Origin of the sequence: Burkholderia sp. Nafp2/4-1b, assembly GCF_003635165.1 — a bacterium.
Lineage (GTDB): Bacteria > Pseudomonadota > Gammaproteobacteria > Burkholderiales > Burkholderiaceae > Burkholderia.
The window spans coordinates 220,876-233,941 of record NZ_ML058608.1 but is presented as its reverse complement, the minus strand read 5'-3'; the positions used below and the strand labels follow the sequence as shown (position 1 = coordinate 233,941).

General features: G+C 65.2%; 14 protein-coding genes. 5 read left to right on the top strand and 9 right to left on the bottom strand.

Annotation, left to right across the window (positions count from 1 at the left end; all coding sequences use genetic code 11):
* Positions 1 to 20: 20 nt before the first annotated feature.
* The 5 genes from C7H84_RS19360 to flhD all read right to left on the bottom strand — a co-directional run bounded on the left by C7H84_RS19360 (position 21) and on the right by flhD (position 3,478).
* Positions 21 to 398 carry a response regulator gene (locus C7H84_RS19360; protein WP_121860290.1) on the bottom strand — a complete coding sequence of 126 codons (378 nt, stop codon included), beginning with the start codon at positions 396 to 398 and terminating at the stop codon, positions 21 to 23.
* Between the two features lie 24 nt (positions 399 to 422).
* Positions 423 to 1,442, bottom strand: coding sequence for a flagellar motor protein MotB (gene motB, locus C7H84_RS19355; protein ID WP_121860289.1), 1,020 nt, complete (start codon positions 1,440 to 1,442; stop codon positions 423 to 425).
* A 13-nt stretch (positions 1,443 to 1,455) separates the two neighbouring features.
* A complete protein-coding gene (motA, locus tag C7H84_RS19350) occupies positions 1,456 to 2,316 on the bottom strand; it encodes a flagellar motor stator protein MotA (RefSeq protein WP_121860288.1) in 861 nt (286 codons plus the stop codon).
* A 193-nt stretch (positions 2,317 to 2,509) separates the two neighbouring features.
* On the bottom strand, positions 2,510 to 3,064 hold the full coding sequence (gene flhC, locus C7H84_RS19345) for a flagellar transcriptional regulator FlhC (protein WP_043185235.1): 555 nt from the start codon (positions 3,062 to 3,064) through the stop codon (positions 2,510 to 2,512).
* A 93-nt stretch (positions 3,065 to 3,157) separates the two neighbouring features.
* Positions 3,158 to 3,478, bottom strand: coding sequence for a flagellar transcriptional regulator FlhD (gene flhD / locus C7H84_RS19340; protein ID WP_121860287.1), 321 nt, complete (start codon positions 3,476 to 3,478; stop codon positions 3,158 to 3,160).
* A 664-nt stretch (positions 3,479 to 4,142) separates the two neighbouring features.
* Between flhD and C7H84_RS19335 the strand changes: the two genes are divergently transcribed.
* The gene (locus tag C7H84_RS19335) at positions 4,143 to 5,207 is read left to right on the top strand and encodes a glycosyltransferase family 4 protein (RefSeq protein WP_121860286.1); all 1,065 of its coding nucleotides are present in this window, start codon (positions 4,143 to 4,145) and stop codon (positions 5,205 to 5,207) included.
* A gap of 108 nt (positions 5,208 to 5,315) precedes the next feature.
* Here the strand turns inward: C7H84_RS19335 and C7H84_RS19330 are convergent, their stop codons facing one another.
* Positions 5,316 to 5,612 carry an H-NS histone family protein gene (locus C7H84_RS19330; protein ID WP_006489320.1) on the bottom strand — a complete coding sequence of 99 codons (297 nt, stop codon included), beginning with the start codon at positions 5,610 to 5,612 and terminating at the stop codon, positions 5,316 to 5,318.
* A 298-nt stretch (positions 5,613 to 5,910) separates the two neighbouring features.
* On the opposite strand from C7H84_RS19330, the gene aqpZ reads away from it, so the two are divergent.
* Positions 5,911 to 6,651 (top strand): aquaporin Z, encoded by a 741-nt coding sequence (aqpZ, locus tag C7H84_RS19325; protein WP_121860285.1) that lies wholly within the window; start codon positions 5,911 to 5,913, stop codon positions 6,649 to 6,651.
* Between the two features lie 143 nt (positions 6,652 to 6,794).
* On the opposite strand, the gene C7H84_RS19320 is transcribed toward aqpZ, so the two are convergent.
* Together C7H84_RS19320 and C7H84_RS19315 are read right to left on the bottom strand one after the other, a co-directional pair.
* Positions 6,795 to 7,628: a Cof-type HAD-IIB family hydrolase gene (locus C7H84_RS19320; RefSeq protein ID WP_121860284.1), complete on the bottom strand. Its 834-nt coding sequence runs from the start codon at positions 7,626 to 7,628 to the stop codon at positions 6,795 to 6,797.
* A 171-nt stretch (positions 7,629 to 7,799) separates the two neighbouring features.
* Positions 7,800 to 8,681 carry a BadF/BadG/BcrA/BcrD ATPase family protein gene (locus C7H84_RS19315; RefSeq protein WP_121860283.1) on the bottom strand — a complete coding sequence of 294 codons (882 nt, stop codon included), beginning with the start codon at positions 8,679 to 8,681 and terminating at the stop codon, positions 7,800 to 7,802.
* Between the two features lie 141 nt (positions 8,682 to 8,822).
* On the opposite strand from C7H84_RS19315, the gene C7H84_RS19310 reads away from it, so the two are divergent.
* Positions 8,823 to 9,428 (top strand): DNA-3-methyladenine glycosylase I, encoded by a 606-nt coding sequence (locus C7H84_RS19310; RefSeq protein ID WP_121860282.1) that lies wholly within the window; start codon positions 8,823 to 8,825, stop codon positions 9,426 to 9,428.
* A 442-nt stretch (positions 9,429 to 9,870) separates the two neighbouring features.
* Here C7H84_RS19310 and rpsU read toward each other — a convergent pair whose 3' ends face one another.
* Positions 9,871 to 10,083 (bottom strand): 30S ribosomal protein S21, encoded by a 213-nt coding sequence (gene rpsU, locus C7H84_RS19300; protein WP_006401410.1) that lies wholly within the window; start codon positions 10,081 to 10,083, stop codon positions 9,871 to 9,873.
* A gap of 543 nt (positions 10,084 to 10,626) precedes the next feature.
* Here rpsU and C7H84_RS19295 point away from each other — a divergent pair.
* The gene (locus C7H84_RS19295; RefSeq protein WP_121860280.1) at positions 10,627 to 11,451 is read left to right on the top strand and encodes a flagellin domain-containing protein; all 825 of its coding nucleotides are present in this window, start codon (positions 10,627 to 10,629) and stop codon (positions 11,449 to 11,451) included.
* A 187-nt stretch (positions 11,452 to 11,638) separates the two neighbouring features.
* Entirely contained in the window at positions 11,639 to 13,054 is a 1,416-nt protein-coding gene (gene fliD / locus C7H84_RS19290) for a flagellar filament capping protein FliD (RefSeq protein ID WP_121860279.1), read from the top strand.
* The last annotated feature ends 12 nt before the right edge of the window (positions 13,055 to 13,066 follow it).

Here is a 13,066-nt window from a genome sequence, read left to right as displayed (position 1 = left end):
TTGGATTCGTCGCGTTCATGTCAGGAGGCGGTCTGCTCGGACAGCGTCCCGACCAGGTCGACCAGCACGGTCGGGTCGATCGGCTTTTCGATCCAGCCGGTCGCGCCCGCGTCGCGCGCCGCGTCCTTGAAGGCATCGCTGCCTTCGGTCGTCAGTACGAGGATCGGCGTGTCCGCATACGCGCTCAGCTTGCGCAGCGCGGCGATCACCTCGAGGCCGTTCTTGCGCGGCATGTTCTGGTCGGTCAGCACCAGGTCGTACGGCACGGTGGCCGCCATGTCGAAGCCGGCTTCGCCGTCCGGCGCCACCGTCACGTCGTAGCCGGCCTGTGCAAGCGTCGCCTGCAGCAGCGCACGCATGGTCGCGGAGTCGTCGATGGCGAGAATGGTTCGGATCATGTCTGTCTCGAAATCTGGGATACGTCAGGGTTTCGGCGCCACGGCGACAGCGCTCGCGACCACCGGTCGCGCGGCCATCGACGGGCCGCCGAGCTGCTGGGACAGCAGCTTCGAGCCCGCCGCGTCGGCCGACAGCGTCGTGGTCGTCGCGTCGTCGCGCGTCAGCGCGTCTTCGGATTTGCGGTTCAGCACGATCACGCTGATCCGGCGGTTTTCCGGATCGAGCGGATCGGCCTTGTTCAGGTTCTGCGTCGACGCGAGGCCAAGCACGCGCAGCACCTTCGCCTCGTCCATGCCGCCCGTGATCAGCTCGCGGCGCGACGCGTTCGCGCGGTCGGCCGACAGCTCCCAGTTGCTGTAGCCGCCCTCGCCGCCCGCATATGGCACCGCGTCGGTGTGACCCTGGACGATGATCCGGTTCGGCACGTCGTTCAGCGTCTTGCCGATCTCGCGCAGGATGTCGCGCATGTACGGCTCGACATGGTCGCTCGACATCGCGAACATCGGCCGCTTCTGCGAATCGACGATCTCGATGCGCAGCCCCATCAGCGTCGAATCGATGCGGATCTGCTGCTTGAACTGCCGCAGCGTAGGATTCGCCTCGATCGCCGCCATCAGCTTGATCTGCAGGTCGTGCAGGCGCGTCTGCTCGAGCCGGTCCTGCGCGCCCTGCGCCTGCGAGCGCGTCTTCTCGTCGCCGGCCTTCGCGACACGGTCGGCGAGGTTCGTCGAGCCGTCGGTGCGGCGCAGCGTGCCGGCGTCGGCGCTCGACAGGTCGCGGCCGCCGCCGTTGATGATGCTGGAGTCCTGCGAGCTGCGATCGCCGCTGCCGAAGAGGGCGGCCTTCAGCGGCGTGTTGAAGTAATCGGCGATCCCCTTCAGCTGCACCGGCGTGACCGAGCTCAGCAGCCACATCAACAGGAAGAACGCCATCATCGCGGTCATGAAGTCCGCATACGCGAGCTTCCATGCGCCGCCGTGGTGGCCCTTCTTCGCCGGGGCGACCCGTTTCACGACGATCGCGCGATCCTTGCTCTTGCTCATCGGCCGCTCCGTGTCACTTGGCCTTCACGCGCCGCACGTGCTCTTCGAGCTCGGTGAACGACGGACGCTCGGTCGAGAACAGCACCTTGCGGCCGAACTCCACCGCGATCGCCGGCGCATAGCCGTTCAGGCTCGCGAGGATCGTCACCTTGATGCACTGGAACATCTTGGTCGACTCGGCGACGCGCTGCTCCGCGAGGCTCGCGAGCGGCCCGATCAGCCCGTACGACAGCAGGATCCCGAGGAACGTGCCGACCAGCGCCTGCGCGATCATCGCGCCGAGCACCGCGGGCGGCTTGTCGGCGGACGCCATCGTGTGCACGACGCCCATCACGGCCGCGACGATCCCGAACGCCGGCATCGCGTCGCCGACGCGCATCAGCGCGTGCGCCGGGCCTTCGCCTTCCGAGTGGTGCGTCTCGATCTCCTCGTCCATCAGGCTCTCGATCTCGAACGCGTTCATGTTGCCGCCCACCATCAGCCGCAGGTAGTCGGTCAGGAATTCGACGATGTGGCGATCGGCGAGGATCTTCGGGTATTGCGTGAAGATCGGGCTCTTGTCCGGATCGTCGATGTCGGCCTCGAGCGTCAGCGTGCCTTCCTTGCGCGCCTTCGCGAGCAGCACGTACAGGAGCGCCATCAGTTCCATATAGACGTCCTTCGTGTACTTCGAGCCCTTGAAGAGCGTCGGCAGCACGCGCAGCGTCGCCTTGATGGTCTTCATGCCATTGCCGAGGATGAACGCGCCGACGCCCGCGCCGACGATCATCAGGATCTCGAGCGGCTGGACCAGTGCGCCCAGATGCCCGCCTGCCAGCGCATAACCGCCGAAGACGGACAACAGCGTCACGAGTGTTCCCACGATAATCAGCACTGCCTGTCCCTCACGAAAGACCGGCGGGGAGACCGCCGTTAATCAGGTTTACGGCAGTCGGCAGGAAAACTTTCGCGGTCGCGCCGCTGCGACGCGGCGGTGTTTACCAGCAAGCCCCCGGCCGGTTAGGGCGGCGCGCGGCCCCAGCCCGGATTCCGGCTCGCGCCCCGCCCGGCGGTGCCCGGCCCGGCGCTCAGGCCGCGGCGGCGGCCAGCTCGGCGCGCGCGGCGGCGGCCTTGCGGGTCTTGCCGGCGCGCGACGGCGGCTGGCACAGGCCGCACACGAAACCTTGATGTGGATCATGCGCATGCGCGACGAAGTGGCCGCCGCAGCGCGTGCACGGGGTCATCTGCAGCATCCCCGAGTCGAAGAAGCGCACGAGCGTCCATGCGCGCGTGAGACTCAGCGCGGCTTCGTCGCCGGACAGGTTCACGTGCTCCAGATAGAGCCGGTACGCCTTCACGATCGACTGGATCGGGTCGCAGCGGCCGTGGTCCTGCATGAACCGGTAGATGTTGTAGAACAGCGACGAGTGGATGTTCGGCTGCCACGTCATGAACCAGTCGGTCGAGAACGGCAGCATCCCCTTCGGCGGCGACACGCCCTTCAGTTCCTTGTACAGCTTGATCAGGCGGTCGCGAGACAGGCTCGTCTCCGCCTCGAGCAACTGCAGCCGGGCGCCCAGTTCGATCAGTTCGATGGCGAGGGTGATTTCCTTCACCTCGATCACGACGCTTTTGCTTGCCATGGTGAATAACTGTCCGCTTGACATTGTTCGGTTGAATGGCCAATGCGCCGCCTGCCGGCCTGGTAACCGGGACGAACGCAAGGCGGTAAAGGATCAGCGGACGCTTTCGACCGGCTGGCCGGCCATCAGGATGGCCGAGTGCGCGTGCGTGACGACGTCGCTGCGACCTTTGTCGGCGAGCGACGACAGCAACGCGTGATCGTCGAAGCGGAAACGGCACAACATCTGGTTCGATGCGGCGAGCTTCACGGTCTGGGCGAGCGTGAGGTTCGCGAGCACATCGGCCAGTTCCTGGGAAATTCCCATCCGGAACATGCCCATCGCCTTGTCTTCCCGCAGCAGCCGTTGCGCGAGGAGGAGGTACGACAGGTTGACCTCTTTGATCTCACTGAGCATTTCGCTGGTGGCGCTCATGATTCCCCCGTTAAGAGCTTTGCTTTGGCCTTTCGTTGTGAAAACGTTTGCTCGAGCAGGCACCCGTGGACACCGCCTCGGCACGTTTATCAGTCTTACAGGGCGAATTTTGGCCAAACGGCATTTATGCCGGTATCAGCGAAGTGGCGTATGCCATGCAGGATTTGTCTGTAAACCGTGTAGGAATTTTTCCGACAAGACGAATCAAAAAGGGCCAAACGGCGGGGGCAAAAGGGGCGCGAATTCGTTTGCGATATGGCCCTGCATGCGACGAATCCGGCGGGAGGCCGTCCGGCAAGGCTGCCGGAGGATGAATCGGTAAAAATTATAGTGGTTTTTCACGATAGCGCAACAATAGTTGTTGCCGTCTCGCTTCACGTTTTCCCGCCCTTTTTATCGGGGTTTTCGCGTATTTCATGGTGTAACAAGCCTTAAGTGTTTGAAAAAACACTCGAACCCCGGAAGGCGATATCGATAATGGACTCCAATGGGCGGCGGCGTGAGCCGCGCCGCCCCGCCCCGCAACTTGCCGCCCGAGCCCCGCGCACCGCGCCGCCGGGCCGGCCACGCGCCCCGCAGAAGGCGGGCGCCGGCAAGTTTCGCAACCTTGTATCGGACCAGCACACGCACTCGCGCCCCCGCTGGTCGACACTGGAGAACGCCCATGCGCATTGCCCAGATCGCGCCGCTTTACGAAGCTGTCCCGCCGAAACTCTACGGCGGCACCGAGCGTGTCGTGTCCTACCTCACCGAGGCGCTCGTCGAGCTTGGCCATGATGTGACGCTGTTCGCGAGCGGCGACTCCGTCACGTCCGCCCGCCTCGAGGCGGCATGGCCGCGCGCGCTGCGGCTCGACCCGTCGATCCGGGACTCGATGGCGCCCCATATGCGCCTGATCGAACAGGTCGCGCGGGTCGCGCACGAATTCGACGTACTGCACTTCCATCTGGACTACCTGCCGTTCCCGCTGATGTCGCGCCTCGACACGCCTTACGTGACGACGCTGCACGGCCGCCTCGACCTGCCGGAGCTGCAGCCGGTGTTCGACGCATTCCCGAACGCGCCCGTCGTGTCGATCTCGAACAACCAGCGCAAGCCGCTGCCGCAAGCCGCGTGGGCCGGCACCGTGTATCACGGGCTGCCCGACACGCTGCTGACGCCGCGCCCGGAGGTGAAGCCCGAATACCTCGCGTTCCTCGGCCGGATCTGTCCCGAAAAGCGGGTCGACACCGCGATCCGGATCGCCGCGCAAAGCGGGCTGCCGCTGAAGATCGCCGCGAAGGTCGACAAGGCCGACGCCGACTACTTCAAGGAAGTGATCGAGCCGCTGCTCGGCGAAGCGCACGTCGAATTCATCGGCGAGATCAACGAGGCGCAGAAGCCGGCATTCCTGTCCGGCGCGAAGGCGCTGCTGTTCCCGATCGACTGGCCGGAGCCGTTCGGCCTGGTGATGATCGAGGCAATGGCCTGCGGCACGCCGGTCGTCGCGTTCAACCGCGGCTCGGTGCCGGAAGTGATCGAGGACGGCGTGACCGGCTTCATCGTCGAGGATGTGCAGGGCGCCGTCGGCGCGCTGCACCGGATCGACAGCCTGTCGCGCGACACGATACGCGCGCGCTTCGATACGCGTTTCAGTTCGAAGGCAATGGCGCGGCGTTATGTCGAAACTTACGAATCGCTTTGCGCGGCCGCCAAACAGCCGACCTTGCGTCGCGTCGCCGGCGCCTGACGGCGAAATTCGTCAGGAAATATGCCGTGAAATTCGCGCCGAAATCGGCGCATAAAACCGAGACACCAAAGAGCCGCATCGTCGATGCGGCTCTTTCTTTTGGGGCCGTCATTCGATCAGGAAACGATCGCGGTTTTTCCCGACGATCCAGTTCGGCGGTTTGCCGCGCCCGCTCCAGGTTGCACCCGACTTCGGATCGCGGTATTTCGGCGGCAGCGGCGCCTTTTTCGGCGGGCGGCCGCGTCGCGCTCGCTCCGCGAAGCCCAGGTCCTGGGCCGTCAGCCCATATTCGGCAATCATTCGCTGCACGTCGGCAATCACCGCCGCCACTTCCTGGCGGCGCACGTCGTCCGCCTGAGCCTGCAGATCGGCGATCTGCGCCTTGAGTTTCGCGTATTGAGACATTTTTCGGCTCCCTTTTTCCATGATGCGGTTCCGGCGAGTCCCGCCGGAACGCCAACACCCGTTACGTCATCCGCACTGCCGCCCTGCTCTTCGAAATTAATGCAGTCATCTTTAACCGATTCGGCTATATCGAGAATGCGGACTTATTCTAATAAAGGCCATTGCCGGCCATTCAAATTTAACAATCGTTGACCCTCTCCAACCCGATTCATTTCCTATAATCCAGACCAATTCCGGACGTCGGAATAAATCGGTCGGTCACCCGGCTGTCTTCAATCCACTTGAACGAGGTCCTTAGATGAATCTTTCTCAGCGTCTTGCTGCAGAGGCATTCGGCACGTTCTGGCTGGTGCTCGGCGGGTGCGGAAGCGCCGTGCTGGCCGCCGCCTTTCCGGGCCTCGGCATCGGCTTTGCCGGTGTTGCGCTCGCCTTCGGCCTGACCGTGCTGACGATGGCATTCGCGATCGGACATATTTCGGGTTGCCATTTGAATCCCGCAGTGAGCGTGGGCCTCACGGTCGCCGGCCGCTTTCCGGCGCGCGATCTCGCGCCGTACATCGTCGCGCAGGTCGTTGGTGCGACGCTGGGCGCGTTCGTGCTGTACCTGATCGCCACGGGCAAGCCGGGCTTCGACGTCGTCGGCAGCGGCTTTGCGACGAACGGCTTCGGCGAGCGCTCGCCCGGCCATTACTCGCTCGGCGCGGCGTTCATCTGCGAAGTCGTGATGACGGGATTCTTCCTGTTCGTGATTCTCGGCGCCACCGACAAGCGCGCGCCGGCCGGCTTCGCGCCGATCGCGATCGGCCTGTGCCTGACGTTGATTCACCTGATCTCGATCCCCGTCACCAACACGTCGGTGAACCCGGCCCGCTCGACCGGCCCCGCGCTGTTCGTGGGCGGCGAAGCGATCGGCCAGCTGTGGCTGTTCTGGGTCGCGCCGATCATCGGTGCGGCCATCGCGGGGATCGTCTACCCGTTGATCGCCGGGCGCGACGATGCCGTCGGCCTGGTGCCCGCATCCGCTCGCACCATCGAATAAAAACGTTACGGGGTCACGCGAGCAGAGCAGCGAGCCTCACGCTGTCGAACAACATCGAGGCAGGTAATTTGGACGGGCGCCACTGGCGCCCGTTTTTCATTGGCGGGGCAGGAGTCGGCTGGAGAGTCGGCTCGGGAGTCCGCTCAGGAAGCGGCGACGCCGTCGAGGGTGTCCTCGAGTGCGAACAGCGTGCGCAGGTGGCGGGCGACGCCCGCGTCGAAGTTGTTGCCGATCCGCGGGATGTGCGGCAGCTGCGCGATCAGGTCGGGGTTCGCGTTGTTCATCATGAACGCGTGACCGGCCGTTTCGAGCAGGTCGATGTCGTTCATGTTGTCGCCGAACGCGATGCAGTGGCCGGCGTCGACGCCGAGCCGTGCGAGCACCGCACGCAGCGCGCGGCCCTTCGACACGTTCGCGGTCATCACCTCGAGGCAGTCGGGCAGCGAGTACGTGACGTACAGCGCATCGCCGAACCGCACGCGCATCTGCTCGGCGACCACCGCGAGATCGGCCGGCTCGCCGATGTACAGCACCTTCGCGATATCGGCGCCGTCGTGCGTGGCCATGTCGATCACGTCGTACCGGAAACCGGAATCCTGGTGGAATTCGAGCAGGTGCGGTGCTTCGCGGTCGATCAGCCAGCCGCGGTCGGTAAACAGGTTGACGATCACGCGCCCGTGCGCACCGGTGACGCCCGGCTGCACGAGGCCGCGGACGATCGCGGGATCGATGTCCTGCGCATGGATCGCCGTATCGTCCGGCGCATGCACGCGCGCGCCGTTCGATGTAATCAGGTACGGCCGGATGCCGAGCACGTCGCGGATGCCGGCGACGTCCGCGTAGTGGCGCCCGGTCGCGATCACGAACTGCACGCCGTCGCGGTCGAGCCGGCGGACGGTCTCGACCGTGTACGGATCGAGCTGGTGATCGCTGTTCAGCAGGGTGCCGTCGAGATCAGTGGCGATGACTTTGTACATGGAGGCGGGTGATTGGCGCGCAGGATGCTGCGGGAACGCTATTTTAACGTCGTGGCCGATGGGGCGTCGGATGGTTGGGAATGGGGGCGGGAGTGGCGCGGTTCGGGGCGGTTCGGGGAGGTGCGCGGTCGGGTGGAGGTGGGTTCGCCACGCTCCGCGCACGTGAACGGCTCATGCCGCTTCAGCCGCCATCAGCGCCTGGAGCGCGAGCCGCAACGCGCCATGCGCGGAATCATCGAGCGGCGCGCGCAGCCGGGCCGCGTGGCGCTCCGGCACGGCGGACGCCAACGCGTCGCCCAGCCCGCCGCACAGCGCGACGGGCAACGCGTGCTGCGGATCGAGTGCGTCGATCATCTTGCCGATCTCGTCGCCGGCCTGCGCGATCAGCGCGGCTGCATAAGGATGGTCGCGATGCGCGAACACGATCGGCGCGAGGCGCGCGTAGATCGTCTGGTTCGCGTCGCACGACCATTGGACGAGGGCGTCGCGATCGTGCGCGCCCGTTTCCGCGAGCAGCGCGCCGGCGAACGCATCGCGTGGCGCGCGGCCGTCCAGCGCCTGCTGCGCGTATGCCAGCGCGCGCACGCCGAGCCATGCGCCGCTCGCTTCGTCGCCGGACGGGAAGCCGAAGCCGCCGGCGATGCGACAGTCGCCTGCTGCATCGAGCGCCGCCGCGATGCTGCCCGTGCCGAGCGCGACGATGAGCCCCGGTGCGCCGCCGTGCGCGCCGACGACGGTCGTATAGGCGTCGCTCTCGACCGCCAGTGCGGCAAGCGGCGCCTGCGCGCGAAACGCGGCGAGCCACGCCGCATTGTTGACGCCCGCGAGCCCGCAGCCGAGCGCACACTGCGACCAGTCGAACGCGAGCCCCGCCCGCGTGAATGCGTCGGCACAGGCCGCGCCGATCGACGCCCAGGCGCGTTCGATGCCCAGGCCGAGCCCCGACGGCCCGCCACGCCCTTGCGCGAGCTCGCGCCCCTGCCGGTCTGCCAGTACCGCGCGGGTGCCGGTGCCGCCGCCGTCGATGCCGATCGCAAAAAGTAATGCCGTCATGCGTAGATCCCGCTGATTCGAACAGGCGCCAAGCTTAACCGGATCGGCGCCGCGCGCCCATCTGCCGTTCGGCCAGCTACCCCGCGAATGGGCCTTCCGCTATGCTGGCACGATCGAATCGATACTGGAACGAGGCTGACGATGTCGCAGCGGTGCAACTGGGTAAAGACGGAAGCGGATGCTCACTATCACGATACCGAGTGGGGTGTGCCGTCGCATGACGATCGCCATCTGTTCGAGATGCTGATTCTGGAAGGTGCGCAAGCGGGACTGTCGTGGTCGACGATCCTGAACAAGCGCGCCGGCTATCGCGAGGCGTTCGCCGACTTCGATGTCGACGTGGTCGCGCGCTTCACGCCGAAGCGGATCGAGAAACTGCTCGAGAATCCGGGCATCGTGCGCAATCGCGCGAAGGTCGAATCCGCGGTGACCAACGCGCGCGCCGTGCAGCGCATTCGGGAAGATCACGGGTCGCTCGCGGAATTCCTGTGGTCGTTCGTCGATCACACGCCGGTGCAGAACGCGTGGCAGTCATATCGCGACGCGCCCGCGTCGACCGCCGAGTCGGATGCGCTCAGCAAGGCGCTGAAGGTTTACGGCTGCAAGTTCGTCGGCTCGACGATCTGCTATGCGCTGATGCAGGCCACCGGGATGGTCAACGATCACGAGGCCGGCTGCCCGTGTCACGACAAATGCGCGGCGCTCGGCGGCAAGCAACAACCGGCACGGCAACGCAAAGCGGGCTGACGGCCGCGCCGGCCGTCCCGGCGGACGATTTGCCCGGCGACGCAGCCACGCTGCCGGCCATCAGGGCCGACCCGATTCACCCACCTGGGCGCCGAGATCTCGAGCGGCGCGGCCGGCACGCAGCGCCACTCGACACACCGTTCTCGACGACCATCGTCACGTCGGAAGAATGCGACGCGCGCCGGCCGTACAAGCCCAGCGACGTATTCGCGATCCGCGCACTGCGCGCAAGCGCCCGGCCGAACCCGCCGCGGCGCCGTCTCACGCGGCCAAACCGGCCGCGCCTCCTTACTCCCGTTCCCGCGTCCGGCGCCCGAAGCGCCGGCACCGAAGGCCCCACACCACCGAAGGCCCGACACTTTTCCGGACCCGAAAAGCAAAACGGCGGAGCGGCTTCTTTCGAAGCACGCTCCGCCGTTTCGCGGCGAACCGTCAGACGCTCTTAGTGGAGCTTCTTCGGCAGCATCTGGCTGCGCAGACGCTTGTGCAGGCGCTTGACGGCTGCTGCCTTCTTGCGCTTGCGGACTGCAGTCGGCTTTTCGTAGGACTGGCGTTCGCGCAGTTCAGCGATCAGGCCATTTTTTTCGATAGCACGGCGAAAGCGGCGAATCGCCACTTCGAACGGCTCGTTTTCTTTCAGAAGAATCGTCGTCATGTCGTTCCTAAATTGCTTAAACGGTCAAAAACGTAGCGGCCAAGCGCCACGCACCGGCCATCCGGGCGTCCCCACAACAGGCGAAACGAGCGGAAATACGGCCTCGGAGGCCGGAAAAGAGAGGCGGAAAGCACCGCGAGTACGCTTCACAAGCCACGTGCAGCGCCGCGTTTGACTGCCAGCAGTCATGCCGAAACCGGCATAGGCGTGACAGAAAATCTCAATTCAGCCCGCCATCATATCAGGAAATCACAGACAAAACTATCCTTTTGTCGGTCCCGGTTCGCCGTCCGGGGCGGTGCGGCCGGACATGTCGTCCCACGAGCGCCTCCCGCGACCCTCGTCAAAATCGCTGCAAGCCATGCCCGGCGTGGATTCCACGGCGACGGCACTCTTCGGTCCCGAATTTCCTCGAACATCTCTCTAAAGTTTTCGCCGGGTGCCGCCGTCAACCAGGAAAGGCGGGCAGCGCCACTCGCGATAAAGCGCAACGCCGATAACGACCCTGTCTGTACTCAGGCATTTTCCAAAACGAGGAAGCAAATGCTGAACATCAATACCAACATCCTTTCGCTGACGACGCAGACGAACCTGTCGGGCTCGCAAAACGCACTGTCGCAAGCGATCAACCGCCTGTCGTCCGGCAAGCGCGTCAACACGGCAGCCGACGACGCGGCAGGTCTCGCGATCTCGACGACGCAAACGGCCGCGATCAACGCGCTGACGCAAGGCGTTTCGAACGCGAACAACGGTATCTCGATGATCCAGACCGCAGCCGGCGCGCTGCAGTCGACCGTCGACAACCTGCAACGTATCCGTACGCTGGCACAGGAAGCGGGCGACGGTTCGCTGGACTCGAACGCACGTGCAAACCTGCAATCCGAAGTGACGACGCGTCTCGGCGAAATCGACCGCGTCGCAACGCAAACGACGTTCAACGGCCAGACCATCCTGAGCAACGCCGGCAACGTCACGTTCCAGATCGGCGCATCGGCGAACCAGACGGTTGCCGTCAACTTCGGCGCGACGGTGTGGACGAGCACGGGCGCAGGCCTGAGCCTGAGCGGCCTGTCGGTCAGCGACCAGACGAGCGCACAGTCGGCGATCACGTCGATCGACGCGGCACTGAAGAACGTCAACACCTTCCAGGCAACGCTGGGTGCAGCACAGAACACGTTCCAGGCTGCAATCACGACGACGCAAACGCAGGCAACCAACATGAGCGCAGCGCGTTCGCAGATCACCGACGCCGACTTCGCGACGGAAACGGCGAACCTGAGCAAGGCGCAAGTACTGCAACAAGCCGGCATCTCGGTGCTCGCGCAAGCGAACTCGCTGCCGCAGCAGGTCCTGAAGCTCCTGCAGTAATCGGGTACCTCCGCGCCGGGCGAATCGCCCGCGCGCATGGCGTCGTCCGCGTTGCGGCGCGCGACGACGCCGGTTCGATTCATCGAACCCGATACGTCAGGGAGGCTCGCCTCCCTGCTTGCATTGAATTCGAAGTACGGCGACCCGCCGGAACGCGCGCCACCGCGCAAACGACTGGAGCACCCGCATGACCACGACGAGCACGAGCACGACCGATATCAGCAGCCTTCTGGCGCAGGCCGGGCAATCGATCATCAGCGGCGCTACCAATTCGACGCTCGACGTCAATTCGCTCGTGTCGGCAATGGTCACCGCGAAAACGGCCGGTCAGACCCAAACCCTCAAAACCAAGCAAACGGCAGACAACACCGAGCTGTCGGCGGTCGGCCAACTGAAATCGACGCTGTCCGCGCTGCAGACCGCGATCGCGGGCCTCGCGAACGGCACCACGCTGAGCGGCCTCGCGGCCACCGCGAGCGGCAACGGTATCACCGCGTCGGTCGCGAGCGGCAGCGGTGCGGTGGCCGGCTCCTATGCGGTCAACGTCACGCAACTCGCGACCGCGAACAAGCTGTCGTCCGCAGGCGTCACGTCGAGCGACACGATCGCGGCCGGCTCGCTGAGCATCACGCTCGGTAGCAATGCGGCCTTCAACGTCAGTGTCGCGGCCGGCGCATCGCTGTCCGACATCGCGTCGTCGATCAACACGACGGCCGGCAACCCGGGCGTCACCGCGTCGGTGATCACCGGCTCGGACGGCCAGCACCTCGTGATCCAGTCGAACAACACCGGCGCGGCCAACACGGTGTCGGTGACCGGTACCGGCGTGAATTCGAAACTGACGTCGGGCTACACGACCGTGACGCCGGCGGCGGACGCCAAGCTGACGGTCGACGGCACCCCCGTGAGCAGCGCGTCGAACAGCGTGTCCGGCGTGCTGACCGGCGTCACGCTGAACCTGACGTCGGCGGCGGTGAACACGACCCAAACGGTCACGCTGTCACCCGACACGACGGCCACGACGAGCGCGATCAACGCGTTCGTCAATGCATACAACAACTACGTGAAGACCGCGCAGTCGCTGTCGTCGTACGATCCGAACACATCGACGGCCGGTCCGCTGCTCGGCGACTCGATGCTGAACACGATCTCGAACGGCCTCGCGACCACGATGAGCGGCGGCGTCAAGACGGGCAGCGCGACCTATTCGCTCGCGGCGATCGGCATCAGCCTGCAGTCCGACGGCACGCTGCAGGTCGACTCGACCGCGTTGAACACCGCACTGACGTCGAACAGCCCGGCCGTCGGCGCACTGTTCAACACGACGAACGGCGTCGGCCAGACGCTGAACAAGCTGGTCAACACGTACACGCAGACGAATGGCCTGATCGACCAGCGCACCACCGCGCTCAATGCGGACCTGAAGAACCTGTCCGACCAGGCGACGCAGCTGAAGAACTACTCGGACCAGCTGACCACGCAGTACAACACGCAGTTCACCGCGCTGAACACGCTGATGGCGACGATGGCGAACAACACGAAGTACCTGACCCAGCTGTTCGGCGGCTCGAACAGCGCCGGTGCGCTCGCCACCAACAAGTAAGCCGCTTTCTCG